At 64.3% G+C, this 16470-nt stretch carries 13 protein-coding genes; 4 read left to right on the top strand and 9 right to left on the bottom strand.

The window, feature by feature from the left end; genetic code table 11:
* Positions 1 to 3: 3 nt before the first annotated feature.
* From egtD to rnd, 3 genes are all read right to left on the bottom strand, one after another.
* Positions 4 to 981 carry an L-histidine N(alpha)-methyltransferase gene (gene egtD / locus O9320_12645; GenBank protein ID MCZ8311697.1) on the bottom strand — a complete coding sequence of 326 codons (978 nt, stop codon included), beginning with the start codon at positions 979 to 981 and terminating at the stop codon, positions 4 to 6.
* On the bottom strand, positions 978 to 2186 hold the full coding sequence (egtB, locus tag O9320_12640; protein ID MCZ8311696.1) for an ergothioneine biosynthesis protein EgtB: 1209 nt from the start codon (positions 2184 to 2186) through the stop codon (positions 978 to 980). The genes egtD and egtB overlap by 4 nt, the downstream gene beginning before the upstream one ends.
* A gap of 166 nt (positions 2187 to 2352) precedes the next feature.
* Complete coding sequence (gene rnd / locus O9320_12635) at positions 2353 to 3504, bottom strand: ribonuclease D (protein ID MCZ8311695.1); 1152 nt, start codon at positions 3502 to 3504, stop codon at positions 2353 to 2355.
* A gap of 127 nt (positions 3505 to 3631) precedes the next feature.
* On the opposite strand from rnd, the gene aspS reads away from it, so the two are divergent.
* Together aspS and O9320_12625 are read left to right on the top strand one after the other, a co-directional pair.
* A complete protein-coding gene (gene aspS, locus O9320_12630) occupies positions 3632 to 5422 on the top strand; it encodes an aspartate--tRNA ligase (GenBank protein ID MCZ8311694.1) in 1791 nt (596 codons plus the stop codon).
* A gap of 68 nt (positions 5423 to 5490) precedes the next feature.
* Positions 5491 to 6282, top strand: coding sequence for a DUF1849 family protein (locus O9320_12625; protein ID MCZ8311693.1), 792 nt, complete (start codon positions 5491 to 5493; stop codon positions 6280 to 6282).
* Here O9320_12625 and O9320_12620 read toward each other — a convergent pair.
* Complete coding sequence (locus O9320_12620) at positions 6279 to 7196, bottom strand: ROK family protein (GenBank protein ID MCZ8311692.1); 918 nt, start codon at positions 7194 to 7196, stop codon at positions 6279 to 6281. The genes O9320_12625 and O9320_12620 overlap by 4 nt on opposite strands.
* A 112-nt stretch (positions 7197 to 7308) precedes the next feature.
* On the opposite strand from O9320_12620, the gene O9320_12615 reads away from it, so the two are divergent.
* Positions 7309 to 7674, top strand: a complete 366-nt coding sequence (locus O9320_12615) for a response regulator (protein ID MCZ8311691.1) — start codon at positions 7309 to 7311, stop codon at positions 7672 to 7674.
* 34 nt (positions 7675 to 7708) lie between these two features.
* Positions 7709 to 9088 carry a PleD family two-component system response regulator gene (locus O9320_12610; protein MCZ8311690.1) on the top strand — a complete coding sequence of 460 codons (1380 nt, stop codon included), beginning with the start codon at positions 7709 to 7711 and terminating at the stop codon, positions 9086 to 9088.
* A gap of 78 nt (positions 9089 to 9166) precedes the next feature.
* Here O9320_12610 and rpmG read toward each other — a convergent pair whose 3' ends face one another.
* From rpmG to topA, 5 genes are all read right to left on the bottom strand, one after another.
* Positions 9167 to 9334 (bottom strand): 50S ribosomal protein L33, encoded by a 168-nt coding sequence (gene rpmG / locus O9320_12605; protein ID MCZ8311689.1) that lies wholly within the window; start codon positions 9332 to 9334, stop codon positions 9167 to 9169.
* Positions 9335 to 9414: 80 nt separating this feature from the next.
* Positions 9415 to 11001, bottom strand: a complete 1587-nt coding sequence (locus O9320_12600) for a S41 family peptidase (protein ID MCZ8311688.1) — start codon at positions 10999 to 11001, stop codon at positions 9415 to 9417.
* Positions 10998 to 11396 carry a DUF983 domain-containing protein gene (locus O9320_12595; protein ID MCZ8311687.1) on the bottom strand — a complete coding sequence of 133 codons (399 nt, stop codon included), beginning with the start codon at positions 11394 to 11396 and terminating at the stop codon, positions 10998 to 11000. Before O9320_12595 ends, O9320_12600 begins: the two co-directional genes overlap by 4 nt.
* A 129-nt stretch (positions 11397 to 11525) precedes the next feature.
* Positions 11526 to 13733, bottom strand: coding sequence for a ribonuclease R (rnr, locus tag O9320_12590; GenBank protein ID MCZ8311686.1), 2208 nt, complete (start codon positions 13731 to 13733; stop codon positions 11526 to 11528).
* 54 nt (positions 13734 to 13787) lie between these two features.
* The gene (gene topA / locus O9320_12585) at positions 13788 to 16454 is read right to left on the bottom strand and encodes a type I DNA topoisomerase (GenBank protein MCZ8311685.1); all 2667 of its coding nucleotides are present in this window, start codon (positions 16452 to 16454) and stop codon (positions 13788 to 13790) included.
* Positions 16455 to 16470: the final 16 nt, after the last annotated feature.

Genomic DNA, 16470 nt, shown 5'->3' with positions numbered 1-16470 from the left:
CCCTCAAGCGGCTTCGAGCCAGAACACGGCAAATTGGCTGTTGCTGTCGCTCCAATCCGCGTCGGCATGGAACCCGGCCGTTGCGGCAAGTGCGGCAAAGCCGGTCTTTGTGTGTTTGTAGCTGTCTTCGGTATGGATCGCTTCGCCCTCGGCAAACTCGAAACGCCGGCCGAGCAGCGAGACGGCCTGCCGCTCAAGGCTTACGAGATGCATCTCGATGCGCTGGGCGGCGGGATTGTAATGGGCATAGTGCGCAAAGCGCTCCGGCCGGAAATCGGCCCCCAGTTCGGCATTGGCGCGCACGAGGATATTGCGATTGAACGCAGCCGTGACACCGGCCGCATCGTTGTAGGCGGCATGCAGAATGGCGGGGTCTTTGACCAGATCGACGCCGATCAGCAGGCCGCCGCCCGCCAGCAAGCCGCGTGCTTGGCGCAAAAAGCGCGTTGCTTCGGCCGGGGCGAAATTGCCGATGGTGGAGCCCGGGAAGAAGCCCGCGCGACGGCGGGCCGCCGGCTTCATCGGCGGCAGGCCGAAGGGCCGCGTATAGTCCGCAACGATGGGTTCGATGCTCAAGCCCGGATAGAGCTTGGCCAAGTCGGCCGACGCGGCCAGCAGATGCGGGCCTGAAATATCGATCGGCAGATACGCGACCGGCCGCTCGAGGGCTGCCAGCAGCAGGCGGATTTTTTTGCCCGAGCCTGCGCCGAATTCGACGATTTCGGCGGCAGGGCCGATACGGTCGGCCATCGCGGGCGCATGTTCGGCCAAAATCGCAAGCTCGGTGCGCGTCGGATAGTATTCGGGCAGCTCGCAGATGCGGTCGAACAAGGCCGATCCGGCCGCGTCGTAGAAGAACTTGCACGGCAGGCGGCGCGGATGGCCGGCAAGCCCTGCCAACATGGCGCGCGCAAAAGCACCATCGTTGTCGGCGGCAGGGTCGCTTTCGTGCGCGCGCAATTCGGGGCCAAGCGGGGTCATAGGTCCGCCGCCAAGCGCAGGCCCGCAAACTGCCAGCGCGCTTCGGCCGGAAAGAAATTGCGGTAGGTTGGGCGCGTATGGCCCGTGGGCGTGGCAAACGAACCGCCGCGCAGCACCAGTTGATTCACCATGAATTTCCCATTGTATTCGCCGACGGCCCCTGCTGCGGGCCGGTAGCGCGGATAGGGCGCATAGGCCGAGCGTGTCCATTGCCATGCACTGTCGAAGAGCTGTTCGAATGCGTCGGGCTTTGCCGTTGCGGCGATTTCCCATTCGGCCTCGGTTGGCAAGCGGGCACCCGCCCACGCCGCATAGGCCGTTGCCTCGTGGAACGAGATATTCGCAACCGGTGCCGCTGCGTCGAGCGGGCGCAAGCCACCGAGCCCGAAATTCGTCCACGTGCCGTCTTCCTGGCGGCGCCAATAGATCGGTGCCGCCCATCCGGCTTCGCGCACCAGGTTCCAGCCCTCGGACAGCCAGAATTCGGCGCGCGCGTAGCCGCCGGCCTCGATGAAGGCGCGATATTCGCCGTTCGTGACGAGGCGCGAGGCAAGCTTGAACGGCTCGAGCGCCACGCGATGGCGCGGGCCTTCATTGTCGAAGAAAAATCCGACCGTGTCGGCAATGCCAATTTCGGCGATCGCAGCCGGGAAATCGACCCATGTCAGGGGCTTGGCAGCGCATGGTGCAGACGGCGCAAGCGGCGCATAGGCGGGCGCCGTCGGGTTTTGCGCAAACAGATGCAGGAGATCGGTCAAAATCAGTTCCTGATGCTGCTGCTCATGCTGCAGCCCTAGTTCCAGCAGCGGCGCCAAATTCGCCAATCTCACCGGCGAGGCTGTCCGCAGCAGATCGGCGATCTGGGCATCGATTGCGGCGCGATACGCTTGCACGCGCGCCAGCGAAGGGCGCGTCAGCAGCCCGCGCTGCGGGCGCGGCTGGCGCGGGCCCAGTGCCTCGTAATAGGAATTGAACAGATAGCCGAACTCCGGGTCGAAGGGTGCTGTGGCTTCACCGAGCACAAAGGTCTCGAAGAACCACGTCGTATGGGCCAGATGCCATTTGGCCGGGCTTGCGTCCGGCATCGATTGGACACAGGCATCCTCTGCCGACAGCAGTGCGGTCAGCGCCAGCGTGTGCCGGCGGATATCGGCAAAGCGCTGCGCCATGGCGCTGCGGCTGCCCGCCTCAAAACTGCCTTCCATACTGCCCCCAAAATCCCCACGGGACCGCACTATCGGCTGCGATCATGACAGGATTGCGGCCTACCCTCGAAAAAGGTTCGTGACCCTTTCTCGTGAGGTTACGCGGCGTCGGTCGATACAAAGTTAATCTAACTAGCCAGGTATTTGATTTAAGGACTTGAAAGAACTAAATCTTTAGAAGAATTATCTTCTTTCCTTTTAGCGTAAAGGCGAGCTTGCTGGCCTTGAGATCGAGGGCTGCCCCGCCAAAGACCTCACGTCGCCAGCCTTGCAGCGCCGGGATATCGGTATCGTCGTCGCTGGCGGCAATACGCTCAAGCTCAGCCGTTGTCGCGACAAGTTTCTGAGCAACACCATGCTCTTCGCACTTCATCTTCAACAAAACTTTTAGCAGCTCGACAATCGGCCCGAGGCCCGAAGGCAAGTCTGGTCCCTCCGGCAAGGTCGGGATTTCGGCTTGCGGCATGGCCAAACCCCGCTTAACGGCATCGAGCAGTTCTTGGCCAAGGCGGCCGTCGGCAAAGTTCTTCGACAGGCCGCGCATGCGGGCGAGCTCGTCGAGCGTGGTCGGCGCATGGGCGCAGAGGTCCAGGATGGTCTCGTCGCGCACGACGCGGTTGCGCGGCGTGTCGCGGCGCTGGGCCTCGCGCTCCCGCCATGCCGTCACCTCTTTCATTATCGCGAGGAATTTGGGCTTGGCGCCGCGCGGCCGCATGCGCCGCCAGACCTCCTCTGGATCGAGCCGGTAGGTGGCCGGATCGAGCAGGGTGGCCATTTCCTCCTGCAGCCAGCCCGCCCGACCATTGGCGGCCAGCTTGCGCGCCAAAGCCTCGTAGGCGGGGCGCAGATGCGTGACGTCCGACAGCGCGTAGGTGACCTGGCGCTCGGAGAGCGGACGCTGCGCCCAGTCCGTAAAACGGACGGATTTGTCGATGCGCGCGCGCGACAATTGGGCGGCGAGAGTTTCGTAGCTGACCTGGTCGCCGAAACCGCACACCATGGCGGCAACTTGGGTATCGAACAGCGGCGTAGGCACGCGGCCGGTCAGATTGTAGAAAATCTCGAGATCTTGGCGGGCGGCGTGGAAGACCTTCAGGATCGCCGGATTGTCCATAAGCGCCAGGAGCGGCGACAGATCGATGCCCGGGGCGAGTGCGTCGATGGCGGCCGCATCGTCGGGTCCGGCCACCTGGACGAGGCAGAGCTGGGGGTAGTAGGTCCGGTCGCGCATGAACTCCGTGTCGACCGTCACATAGCTCGACGAGGAGACTTTGGCGCAAAACGCCGCGAGAGCAGCAGACTCGGTGATCAACGTCATTGTTTCTGTTACACCGCTTGTCCGGCCCCCTCAAGGCCCAGCACCCCCCGGCCTTGAAATAGTTGACAATCCGGGCGCCAAGATATCCTGTTGCGGCCCGTTTTGAACCTTAAGGAATCGTCTCGCCATGCATGCCTATCGTTCGCATACCTGCGGCCAACTGCGTCTGGGCGATGTCGGCAAGACCGTCCGCCTGTCCGGCTGGGTGCACCGCAAGCGCGACCATGGCAACCTGCTGTTCGTCGATCTGCGCGACCATTACGGCATCACGCAATGCGTGCTCGACACCTCGAGCCCGCTTTTCGCGGGCGTGGAAGCTTACCGCCCCGAAAGCGTGGTCACCGTCACGGGCCGCGTCGTCGCGCGCGAGGCCGGGACCGTCAATTCCAAGCTCTCGACCGGCGATATCGAGGTGCGCATCGACGAGGCCAAGCTGCAATCGGCTTCCGAAATCCTGCCGTTCCAGGTCGCCCAGGAAGAGGATTATCCCGAGGAAATGCGGCTCAAATACCGCTTCCTCGATCTGCGCACCGAGCGCCTGCACGCCAACATCATGCTGCGCTCGAACGTGATCGCGTCCATCCGCCGGCGCATGATTGAACAGGGTTTCACCGAGTTCCAGACCCCGATCCTGACCTCTTCGAGCCCCGAGGGTGCACGCGACTACCTGGTGCCCTCGCGGCTGCATCCGGGCAAGTTCTACGCGCTGCCGCAGGCCCCGCAGCAATTCAAGCAGTTGCTGATGGTTTCGGGCTTCGACCGCTATTTCCAGATTGCACCCTGCTTCCGCGACGAGGATGCGCGCGCCGACCGCAGCCCCGGCGAATTCTACCAGCTCGATTTCGAGATGAGCTTCGTGACCCAGGAAGACGTGTTCGACGCGATCGAGCCCGTGCTGGCGGGCGTGTTCCGCGAATTCGCCAAGGGCCGCAAGGTCGACGACAATCGCTTCCCGCGGATCCCCTACGACACCGCGATGCTCAAATACGGCTCCGACAAGCCGGATCTGCGCAATCCCTTGGTGATCGCCGACGTGGGCGAGGTCTTTGCGGGGTCGGACTTCAAAGTGTTTGCAGGCATCGTGGCGGGGGGCGGCATCGTGCGCGCCATTCCTGCACCCAAGACCGCCGACCGGCCGCGCAGCTTCTTCGACAAGATGAATGCCTGGGCGCAGAGCGAAGGCGCGCCCGGCCTTGGCTACATCGTTTTCGAGGGCGACCAAGCCAAGGGCCCGATCGCCAAGTTCCTCGATGCCGCCCGCCTTGCCAAGCTCCAGGCGCTGGCGGGCGTCGGGGCAGGGGACGCGGTCTTCTTCGTTGCCGACAAAAAGCCGCTGGCGGCCGCCAAGCTTGCGGGTGCGGCCCGTCGCAAACTCGGTGAAGAGCTTGATCTCATCGAGCCTAACGCGTTCCGCTTCTGCTGGATCGTCGATTTCCCGATGTACGAGCGTGACGAGGACACGGGCAAGATCGATTTCAGCCACAACCCGTTCTCGATGCCGCAAGGCGGGCTCGAGGCGTTGAACACGATGGATCCGCTGGCGATCAAGGCTTTCCAATACGACATCGTGTGCAACGGGGTGGAGTTGTCGTCGGGTGCCATCCGCAACCATCTGCCCGAAATCATGTATCGCGCGTTCGAAATCGCGGGCTATTCGCCGCAGGACGTCGAGACGCGCTTTGGCGGCATGCTGAACGCATTCAAGTTCGGCGCCCCGCCGCATGGCGGCTCGGCACCCGGCATCGACCGCATCGTGATGCTGCTCGCCGACGAGCCCAATATCCGCGAGGTTGTCGCCTTCCCGATGACGCAAGGGGCGGTCGATCTCTTGATGCAGGCGCCCAACACCGTCGACGCGGCGCGTTACAAAGAGCTGCACATCAAGCCGGACCTTCCGCCCGTCAAAAAGAAAGACTGACCTGCACTCGTCAACGAGCCGTGAAAACGCCATATTGTTCGGCAAACCTGACGCCGATCGGAGTTGCGATGAAACGCGTTTTCTTGTTGGCATTGGCCTTGTTGGCGGTCGTTTCGACGGCCCTACCGGCGGGGGCGCAAACGATCGCCCCGCATCGAGCGGCCTATTCGCTGAGTCTCGGTGCCGCGCGCGGCGACATTGTCGGCATCGAAGGCGTGCTCGCCATGGATTGGGCGGAAGTCTGCGAAGGCTGGACGATCGCTCAGCGCCTGCGCTTCCGCATGTCCGAAAGCGACGGCAATTCGGTCGATACCGAAATCGTGTTTTCGAGCTTCGAATCGCACGACGGGAAGGGCTATCGTTTTTCGCTGCGCACCACGCGCGACGGCGAATTGGTCGAAGAGCTGCGCGGCCGCGCGTCGCTCGATCCCGACAAGGGCGGCTCGGCCGTGTTTGCCGTACCCGAGACGACGATGGATTTGCCGCCGGGCACGCTGTTCCCGACAGCCCATGCGCTGTTGCTGCTGAACCTTGCGGCAGGCGGCGAAAAGCAGGTCGCGCGCGCCGTGTTCGACGGTGCCACACTCGACGGTGCGCTCGACGTCTCGGCCCTCATCGGCAATCTGCTGCCGCCGCAGGACAGCGCCGCCAACATCGCGCCGGCCGTGGGGAACCGCCCGAGCTGGCGCGTGCGCATGGCCTATTTCAACACCGACGACCAGTCCGGCACGCCGACCTACGAAACGTCGATGCGCATGCTCGACAACGGCGTGGCTGCCGACTACACGTTCGAATATCCCGAATTCACGATGAAGGCCAAGCTCGAGCGGCTCGAGGCCTTGCCGCGCCCGCGCTGCTAAGCGCCTTCGGCCGGGTTGAGCCAGGCCGCACCGCGCACGCCGCTCGAGTCGCCGTGCTTGTTTTTTACGAGCCGTGTGGCGACGTGGTCAGAGAAGATATAGCGCTGCCAGATCTGCGGCACCTGTTCGTAGAGCGCCGCCACGTTCGAAAGCCCACCGCCGAGCACGATCACCTCTGGGTCGAAGAGATTGATGACTGTGCCGAGCCCGCGCGCCAGCCGGTCGATATAGCGAGCCAGTGTGGCCTTGGCCGCGGCATCACCCTGGGAGGCAGCTGCCACAATGGTTTCGGCACTGGCCGTAGCCCCGCCATAGCGCACATGGTCGGCCGCGAGGCCTGGCCCTGAAAGGTACGTCTCCATGCAGCCGCGGCGGCCGCAATAGCATTGCGGGCCCGGGCGCTCGTCGAGCCCGTCGCGGATCTGGGGATCTGGCAGCGGATTGTGCCCCCATTCGCCCGCGATCGCGTTGATCCCCTGGATCGGCCGGCCGCCAAAGACGAGACCGCCGCCCACGCCCGTGCCCAGAATTACCCCGAATGCGCTGCGCGCACCGGCGGCGGCACCGTCCGAGGCTTCCGACAGCACAAAACAGTCGGCATCGTTGGAAATCCGGACGGGGCGCCGCAGCCGATCGGTTAGATCGCGGTCGAGCGGATGGCCGATCAGCCAGACCGAGTTTGCATTCTTGATAAGACCAGTGGCCGGCGAAATCGTGCCCGGGATGCCGACCCCGACCGGCGGGTGAAGCCCAAGCTCAGCGTCGGCCGCTTCGACCAAGACTGCGATCGCCTCGAGCGTCGCGCGGTAGTCGCCCTTGGGGCTCGCGGTCCGGCGGCGCAAAGCAATGCTGCCGTCGTTCGCGAGTGCTGCAATTTCGATTTTTGTTCCGCCGAGATCGATTCCGTAGCGCATTGGCCGTAGTTCTTTTCATGTTTCGACGCCAATTTGCAGACTAGTATGCGTCGGTCGCCGCGTGCTAGATAAGAATACCGAATTGGTAAGCAGATCATCCGCAGGCAAGGCGATGGCAAAAACAGTTCTGATCGTCGAAGACAACGAACTGAACATCAAGCTGTTCAACGATCTTCTTGAGGCGCATGGCTATGCGACCTTGCAGACCAAGGACGGCATCGAAGCCATGAAAATGGCGCGTCTGCACCGCCCCGATTTGATTTTGATGGATATCCAACTGCCGGAAGTTTCGGGCCTCGAAGTCACCAAGTGGCTCAAGGAAGATCCGGAACTGCGCGCGATCCCGGTCGTCGCGGTCACGGCGTTTGCGATGAAGGGCGACGAAGACAAGATCCGCCAGGGCGGCTGCGAGGCTTACATCGCCAAGCCCATTTCGGTCGCCAAATTCCTCGAGACCGTCCAGCGGTTTCTGGCCTAGCGTGTCGCAGGGGCCCTTCAGGGAACGCTGACCGATGTCCGCTCGCGTGTTGGTCGTCGACGACCTGTTGCCTAACGTGAAGCTGCTCGAAGCGCGGCTGAGCTCCGAGTATTTCCATGTGACTACGGCGTTTTCGGGACGCGACGCGCTCGATAAGGCCTTCGAGAACCCGCCCGACATCGTGCTGCTCGACGTGATGATGCCGCAGATGGACGGTTTCGAAGTCTGCCGGCGGCTCAAGGCCGATCCGCGCACCTGCCACGTCCCGGTGGTGATGGTGACGGCCCTGTCGGCGAGCGAAGACCGGGTGCGCGGCCTCGAGGCGGGGGCCGACGATTTCCTGACCAAGCCCGTGCGCGACATCGCCCTCTATTCGCGCATCCGCTCGCTCGTGCGCCTCAAAATGCTGGCGGACGAATGGCGCTTGCGCAACGTTACCAGCGAGCGTTTCGGCATCGGCGACGAGGCGCAGACGATCCAGCAGGAGATCCCGACGCATGGGGCGAGTCTGCTCGTCGTCGACGAGATGCCGACCTTGCAGCGTCTGCTCACGCAGCACATGAAGGACGAGGCGGGGTCGCTCGTCGTCGCGAACGATCAGGCGACCGCGCTTGCCGCCGTGCGCGACAAGGATTTCGACGCGATCATCGTCAACACGCTGATGCGCAAATCCGACGCGCTGCGGCTGTGCGCCGATCTGCGGTCGGGCGAGCGTACGCGCCAGACGCCGCTCATGGCCGTGCTCGACGACGGCGACGATGCCAGGCTCACGCGCGCGATCGACATCGGCGTCACCGACTATCTGATGACGCCGGTCGAACCCAACGAGCTTATCGCGCGCGTGCGCACGCAGATCCGCCGCCGCCGCTACATGGAGGCGCTGCGCCACAATTACGAACGCAACATGGCGCTCGCACTGACCGATTCGCTGACCGGTCTCTACAATCGCCGCTACATGGAAGCGCATCTGGCCAACCTGTCGCGCCGCACGATCCAGTCGGAACGCTCGCTTGCCTTGCTGATGGTCGACATCGACCATTTCAAGGCGGTCAACGACACGCACGGCCATCCGATCGGCGACCGGGTGCTGCGGGCGGTTGCCGAGCGGCTGCAGAACAACGTGCGCCCGTTCGACACGGTCGCACGCTGGGGCGGCGAGGAGTTCATGGTCGTGATGCCTGAGTCGGACATCAAGGTCGGCTGCATGGTGGGCGAACGCCTGCGCGGCAAGGTGGCGCAGACGCCCGTCAAAGTGCCGACGCCGGACGGTACGATATCGGTCACGATCAGCATCGGCGTGGCGGCCACGCCGCTCGACGGGTTCGACCCTGCGCGTTTGATCGAGCGGGCGGACGAAGCGCTTTATCGCGCCAAGCAACAGGGCCGCGATCGGGTCGTATCGACCGACGACTGAGCCCTTGCGAACATGAAAAAACCGGGCTGGCCGACAGGCGGCCGCCCGGTTCAATCCATCAAAACGGAAGACCGAAGGCTACTTGATCTTGCCTTCTTTGAACACGACGTGCTTGCGCGCCACGGGGTCGTATTTCTTGAGCTCGAGCTTTTCCGTCGTCTTGCGCGGGTTCTTCTTGGTCACGTAGAAGAAGCCCGTGTCGGCGGTGCTGTTGAGCTTGATCAGCATGGGTTTGGACTTGGCCATTGGGCCCTCAAAATCTGGGGAAAACGCAAACGGGCCGCGACAATAGCGCCCAAACTGGGCTTGTCAAGGGCGGTACTTTGCTAGCGCGCCTGAGCCGTCTGCTGGACCGATTGCAGAACGCGGGCAAACACGGCCGAATCGCGCAGCAGCGCTTCGGCGATTTCGAGATCGCCGTCGCGGTTGACGCTGTCGGGGGGGCAGATTTCGCGCAAGCGCTTGAGCAGGCCCGAATCGGCATGGTCGGCCGCGCGCCAGCGCGCCATGGTCCGCGCATCGGTGATCTGGCCGCGCCGCACGGCGGCAAGCGCTTCGGCCACGCTGTCGGCCCGGCCCGAGGTGCAGAAGGCCGGCATCACGCCGAGATCGGCGAGCGGATAGCCCGAGGGCGCATGGAAGCGCGCCCAAGTGATCACGAGTTCGCCGTCGTTGGGCATCTCGACCAGCGTCTGCACGGAGCCTTTGCCGAAGCTCGTAGTGCCCACGACGATGGCGCGGCCATTGTCCTGCAGGGCGGCTGCGACGATTTCCGAGGCCGAGGCCGATTGGCCGTTGATAAGCACCACCAACGGCAGGTCCTCGCCGATATCGCCAGACGCCGCCGCTTTGCTCTGCAGGCTGTCGCGATGGCGCCCGCGCGTCGAGACGATCGTGCCGCGAGCCAGGAACAGGTCGGAGACGTAGATCGCCTGGTCGAGCAGGCCGCCGAGATTGCCGCGCAGATCGATTACAGCGCCGCGCATCGAAGGTCCGATTTCGGCTTTGGCTTGGCGCACGGCATCGGCCAGGGTATCGGCGGTGCGCTGGTTGAAGCCCGAAATGCGCAGATAGGCAACGTCGCCGTCGCGGCGATAGGTGACGGTCGTGGGCACGATATGGCTGCGGAAGAGCCGCACCTCCGTGCGCTGGTCGGTCGGCGGACGGCGCACTTCAACGCGCACTTCCGTGCCCACGGGCCCGCGCAGGCGCGCGATCACGTCGCGCTCGCCCACACCCACGATCGAGCGGCCGTCGACCGACAGGATGCGGTCGCCGACGCGCAAGCCCGCACGGCCCGCAGGCGAGGTCGCGATCACGTTGTCGATGCGCGTTTCGCCGTTCTCGAAGCCGACCGTCACGCCGATGCCGCCGAACCCGTTGCGCGACGCGCGCGATTCGCGTGCGCGGTCCGGATCGTCGTAGCGCGTGTAGGTGTCGAGCCGCGACAACGCGCCTTCGAGAATGGTCCGATACAGGCGGTCGTTGGCGGTTTCGCGCAAGGTCGGCGAGAAGCCGCGCGCGGTTTCGATTGCTTGTGCAGTCAGGCTTGCCCAACGCTGCGTGTCTTCGCGGCGCGGTGCTTCGAAGCTAGCGACCGGTGCGTCGCCGTCGAGGACGAGGAGGCGCTGGGCCTCCTGGCGGATGCCAACGCGCGTGTCGAGTTTGGAAAGATTGGCAAGGCCCGACGTGGCCAGCGTCGGCGCGTCGAGCGTGCTGATGTAGCGCGCGATCAACTCGTCGTAAGCGCGCTCGTAGAAATATGCCGGCGCCGGTGCATGGCGCGCTTCGCGCGGGGCGATAGGCCGTGTCGTTTCGCGCGGACCTGCACAAGCGGTCGCAAACAGCACCAATGCGCCGATCAAAGCGGCGATGCGCGATGTCTGCCGATAGGAGAGGCCCGCAAATCTCACGGCGATGCTTTCGTTTCCGAATCGGTTGCCCACATCACGCCCAACACCGCACCCTTGATCGGCCGCAGCAGCGCAAGCGACAGCACGATTGTTGCGGGCAGCCACACGGCCATATGGATCCACAAAGCCGGCGCTTGGCTCTTCTCGAGCAGCAGCATCAACGGCACGATGATGTGGCCGACGGCGAAAATCGTGAAATAGGGCGGGGCGTCGTCGGCGCGATAGGCGCCCAGTTCGTGCCCGCACGAGGCGCAGCGCGTTACGACACGCAAGTAGCCGGCGAAGGCCGGTGCAGCCCCGCAATTGGGGCAGTGGCCGACGGCACCGCGCCGCATACCCAAGAGCCACGACCGCGGCGGCGGCTGTGTCGTTTCGTGTGGCTGTTCGATCAGCATCTTCGTCGGTTCTCCAGAACTCGATACTATACGCCTGTATGTCGGAAGGTAGTGCTGGAACCGCTGCGACAAAAAACCAACGCTGGCTGCGGCATTCTTGCCACATGTCGTGGGCGCTGGCGGCCCGCCTTAACGTCGGCGTTTATGCTTGGGTTTGCCCCCATTCGGCCGCTGCGGCCGACGCGCCGGCCCGTGTTCGAGGAGTTCGAAAACCAGGCTTCCCGTGAGATTGTCGGCCTCACGCAGGCGCACTTCCACGGCTTGGCCAAGCTGATAGATCCGGCCGTTGCGATTGCCCGTAAGTGTATGGCGCCGTTCATCGAAATTGTAGAAATCGGAGGGCAACGAGCGGACCGGTACAAGCCCGTCTGCGCCGGTTTCGTCGAGGGTGACGAACAGACCGAATTTCTGCACGCCCGATACGCGGCCCGTAAACTGCGCATCGCGCCGCTCCATCAGATACGAGGCGACATAGCGCGCCATCGCATCGCGCTCGGCCGCTACGGCGCGCCGCTCGGTCGCCGAAATATGGTCGCCGGCCACTGCGAAGTCGGGCGGCGGCCGCGTTCCGCGCAGGCTGCCCTCGCCGAGATTGCCGGCGGCGATGAGGGCGCGATGCACGAGCAAATCGGCATAGCGGCGGATTGGCGAGGTAAAATGCGCGTAGCGCGCGAGGGCAAGGCCGAAATGCCCCTGGTTTTTGGGCGAATAGACGGCCAGCGACTGGCAGCGCAGCACCATCTGATTGACGAGCGGGCGCGCCACTTGGTCGGCAGCCCAGGCCAGTACTTTGCCGAAATCCTGCGGCTTGATCGCGGCCCCGCGCGCGAGGCGAAACCCAAGCCCATCCAGCACATCGCGCAACCCGTCGACACGGTCGGGGGCGGGCGGTTCGTGCACGCGATACATGCACGGCAAACCCGCGCGCTCGAGCGTCTCGGCCGCACAGACATTGGCAAGGATCATGAACTCCTCGATCAGCTTGTGGCTGTCGAGGCGCACGCGCGGGCGGATTGCCGCGATCTTGCCGTCCTCGCCGATTTCGACTTTGCGCTCGGCCACTTCGAGATCGAGCGCACCGCGTTCGCGCTTGGCTGCATCGAGCAAACGATAGGCTGCGTAAAGCGGGGCGACGATCTTGTCGGCGATCCAGGCCGGCGCTTTTGCGTGCCCGTCGGCGAATTCCTGGATGGCTTCGTAAGTGAAGCGCTTGGCCGAGCGGATTGTCGCGCGCGCAAAGCGGTGGCTGCGCTTTTTGCCGGCCGCATCGATGACGATATGGGCCACCAGCACCGGGCGATCTTCGTCCGGCCGCAGCGAGCACAGATCGTTCGACAGGCGCTCGGGCAGCATCGGCACGACGCGGTCCGGGAAATAGCACGAGTTGCCGCGCCGGTAGGCTTCGCGGTCGAGCGCATCGTCGGGCCGCACATACCAAGCGACATCGGCGATCGCGACGATGAGTTTGAAGCCGCCGTGATTGTCGGGGTCGCTGTCGGGCTCGGCCAGTACGGCGTCGTCGAAGTCGCGCGCGTCGGCCCCGTCGATCGTGCAGATCGGAAGCGCGCGCAGATCTTCGCGCTCGGCCGTGTCGGCAGGTTTTGCAGCGGCCGCAAGTTTCAGCGTTTCGGGTGGGAACTCGGTCGGAATACCTTGCGAGAAAATCGCGATCAGGCTTGCTGAGCGTGGATCGCCGAGCTGGCCGATGCGCTCGACGACCTTGGCTTTCGGCAAACCCAAGCGTCGGGTTGGCAGCACTTCGGCCAACACAAGATCGCCCGCGACAGCACCGGCAAGCGCATCGGCGTCGACGGTGAACTCGGTGCGGATGCGCCGATCGGTCGGCAGCAGGCGGAAATGCGAACCGCTGGCGGCGATTTGCCCGACGAGCCGCTCGACCGTGGGCTCGACGAGCCGCACCAACGTCGCCTGCCAAACGCCGTCCGTCTGGCCAAGTTCGACGAGGCCGTGTGCGCCGATCGCCGGTGCTGCGTGGCCGACAGGCACCGTCAGGCGCACGAGCGGAGCCTCTCCGGTCCATTCGGTCGGGCGCACAAGCGGCGTGCCGTCTTCGATGTCGATCGCTTCGATCGCGACCATTGTTAGGCCCGGCGGCGGTGCTTTTCGCGCGACCGCGACGCGGCCTTCGCCAGCTGCGACAAGTTGGCCGTCGCGCAACATGTCGCGCAGCAAGGCTTTCAGTGTGTCGCGGGCAGGCCCCTTAAGGCCGAGGAGTTTGGCGATGCGGCGCTTTTCGACGGGCACGGGACTTCGCGCCACTGTGCTGAGCACCGTTTTGGCGTCGAGGCGGGCAGGGGGACGACTCGTTCGCGACATCGAAGCCGAGGGTGAACCGCTTTGCGCCGAGGCGCAATGCGGCTCCCGTTAAGATTACTGCTCGGCGGCGGCAGGCTTCTTGGCGCGTTTGGCTTTGGGTGCCGGTTTTTCGGCCTTTGGCTTTTCGACCTTCGGCTTTTCGGCCTTGGGTTTCGCCGCCTTCTTAGCGACGGCCTTTTTGCGCGCGGGTGCAGTACCCGCGCGCGCGCGCCGTTCGGCGATAAGGCGCACGGCGTCTTCGAGCGAGACTTCTTCGGGCGTGATGTCTTTGGGCAAGTTCGCGTAGGTGCTGCCGTGTTTGACGTAAGGCCCGTAGCTGCCGACTGCGGCCGTGATGGGCGTGTTGTCGTCCGGATGGTTGCCGACCACGCGCCCGGCAGGGGCGGCCGCACGGCCGAAGCGCCGTCCGGTCGAGGGTTGGGCGAGCACATCCACCGCACGATTTAGGCCGATCTCGAGCGCATCCTGGGTCGTCGGGATCGATTTGTATTTCTCACCGTGTTTCAGATACGGCCCGAAGCGGCCGAGCCCGGCAAGGATCGTCTCGCCCGTCTCGGGATGCGTGCCGACCAGGCGCGGGAGCGACAAAAGCTTGAGTGCGATCTCGAGCGTGACTTCCTCGGGCTTCATGTCTTTGGGCACGGATTGGCGTTTCGGCTTTACCTTTTCGCCGCCCGTGCCGAGCTGCACATACGGCCCGAACGGCCCATTGCGCAGATGGATTTCTTCATTGGTTTCAGGATCCACACCGATGACCTTGTTGGCGACACCGGCCGTTGGTTCGCCGTCGCCGCCTTCGACCGTCAGAGGCCGCGTGAAGCTGCAGGTCGGGTAGTTCGAGCAACCGATGAAGGCACCACGCTTGCCCAGGCGCAGGCCCAAGCGACCACCCGAGCAGGCTGGGCACCCGCGCGCATCCGCACCGCCCGGCTTGTCGGGGAAGAAATGCGGGCCGAGCGCTTCGTCGAGCGCGTCGATCACGTCGCGGATCTTGAGGTCTTTGGTGTCGGCGATCGATTTCGAGAAGGCGTTCCAGAATTCCGCCAGCACCTTGCGCCAATCGGCACGCCCGCCCGAAATCTCGTCGAGCTGATCTTCGAGCTTGGCCGTGAAATCGTATTCGACGTAGCGCTTGAAATAGTTCTCGAGGAACGTCGTAACGACACGGCCGCGGTCTTCGGGCGTGAAGCGGCGCTTGTCGAGCTTCACATAGCCGCGCTCCTGCAGCGTCTCGAGGATCGAGGCGTAGGTCGAGGGGCGGCCGATGCCGAGCTCTTCGAGGCGCTTCACAAGGCTTGCTTCGGAGAAGCGCGGCGGCGGTTGCGTGAAATGCTGCTCGGGCTTGATCGCACCGCGCGGTGTGGCGTCGCCCTCGGCAAGCGGCGGGAGAAGACGGTTTTCGTCGTCGTCGCCTTCGGCCGGATCGTCGCGATCCTCGCGATAGAGTGCCAAAAAGCCTTCGAACACGAGCGTGGAGCCCGTCGCGCGCAGAACCGTGCGGCCGTCGGGCGAGGCAAGATCGACCGCGACTTGGTCGAGCTGCGCACTTTCCATTTCGGACGCGATCGTGCGCTTCCAGATCAGCTCGTAGAGTTTGAGCTGGTCGTCGGCGAGTGCGTGTGCCACCTGGTCGGGACGGCGCAAAAGGTCCGTCGGGCGAATGGCTTCGTGGGCTTCCTGCGCGTTTTTGGCCTGGGTCTTCCAGATGCGCGGCTGCTCGGGCAGGAACTTCTTGCCGAAACGCTCGGCGATCAGCGCGCGTGCGGCACGCACCGCCTCGCCCGAGAGCGTCACGCTGTCGGTGCGCATATAGGTGATGAGACCCACGGTCTCGCCGCCGATGTCGAAGCCTTCGTAGAGCTGCTGGGCAAGGCGCATCGTGCGCGAGGCGCCGAAGCCCAATTTGCGCGAGGCTTCCTGCTGCAAAGTCGAGGTCGTGAACGGCGCCATCGGATTGCGCCGAACGCGCTTGCGCTCGACGCTCGCGACCGAATAGGGATCGCCGTCTTCGATCTTTGCAACCGCCGCTTGGGCGGCGGCTTCGCTTGCGATGTCGAACTTGTCGAGGCGCGCGCCGTCGAGCTGCGTCAAGCGTGCTTCGAACTTCTCGCCGCCTTTGGCCGTGAACTGGGTGCCGATCGTCCAGTATTCGCGCGCACGGAAACGCTCGATTTCGTTTTCGCGTTCGCAGATCAGCCGCAACGCAACCGACTGCACGCGGCCGGCCGACCGGCTGCCCGGCAGCTTGCGCCACAGCACGGGCGACAGATTGAAGCCCACGAGAAAGTCGAGGGCGCGGCGGGCGAGATACGCATCGACGAGATCGCGGTCGAGATCGCGCGGATGGCGCATGGCCTCGAGGATCGCGGTCTTGGTGATTTCGTTGAACACGACCCGGCGCACGTCGACGTCTTTGAGCTTGTTGGCGGCCGCCAGCACTTCTTTTAGGTGCCAGGAAATCGCCTCGCCCTCGCGGTCGGGGTCGGTCGCCAGGATGAGCGTCTTGACGCCCTTCAGCGCCCGCGTGATTTCGGAAACGGGTTTTTTGGCACGCTCGCCGATTTCCCAATGCATTTCGAAGTCGCGGTCGGGTTCGACCGCGCCGTCTTTTTCGCGCAAGTCGCGCACATGCCCGTACGAGGCGAGGACGCGGTACTCGTCGCCGAGATATTTGTTGATGGTCTTCGCCTTCGACGGCGATTCCACAATAACGAGCTTCATCCGCCTGCCTGTCGGC

The organism is Magnetospirillum sp. (assembly GCA_027532905.1).
GTDB lineage: Bacteria > Pseudomonadota > Alphaproteobacteria > CACIAM-22H2 > CACIAM-22H2 > Tagaea.
Note: the sequence above shows the minus strand (reverse complement) of the source record. Positions and strands in the feature narration are given on the sequence as shown.

Coding starts and splice junctions, on each gene's coding strand:
- aspS (MCZ8311694.1), top strand. CDS start 3,632: ATGCATGCCTATCGTTCGCATACCTGCGGCCAACTGCGTCTGGGCGAT.
- O9320_12595 (MCZ8311687.1), bottom strand. CDS start 11,396: ATGCTGATCGAACAGCCACACGAAACGACACAGCCGCCGCCGCGGTCG.
- rnd (MCZ8311695.1), bottom strand. CDS start 3,504: ATGACGTTGATCACCGAGTCTGCTGCTCTCGCGGCGTTTTGCGCCAAA.
- rpmG (MCZ8311689.1), bottom strand. CDS start 9,334: ATGGCCAAGTCCAAACCCATGCTGATCAAGCTCAACAGCACCGCCGAC.
- topA (MCZ8311685.1), bottom strand. CDS start 16,454: ATGAAGCTCGTTATTGTGGAATCGCCGTCGAAGGCGAAGACCATCAAC.
- O9320_12610 (MCZ8311690.1), top strand. CDS start 7,709: ATGTCCGCTCGCGTGTTGGTCGTCGACGACCTGTTGCCTAACGTGAAG.
- egtB (MCZ8311696.1), bottom strand. CDS start 2,186: ATGGAAGGCAGTTTTGAGGCGGGCAGCCGCAGCGCCATGGCGCAGCGC.
- O9320_12620 (MCZ8311692.1), bottom strand. CDS start 7,196: ATGCGCTACGGAATCGATCTCGGCGGAACAAAAATCGAAATTGCAGCA.
- O9320_12615 (MCZ8311691.1), top strand. CDS start 7,309: ATGGCAAAAACAGTTCTGATCGTCGAAGACAACGAACTGAACATCAAG.
- egtD (MCZ8311697.1), bottom strand. CDS start 981: ATGACCCCGCTTGGCCCCGAATTGCGCGCGCACGAAAGCGACCCTGCC.
- O9320_12625 (MCZ8311693.1), top strand. CDS start 5,491: ATGAAACGCGTTTTCTTGTTGGCATTGGCCTTGTTGGCGGTCGTTTCG.
- rnr (MCZ8311686.1), bottom strand. CDS start 13,733: ATGTCGCGAACGAGTCGTCCCCCTGCCCGCCTCGACGCCAAAACGGTG.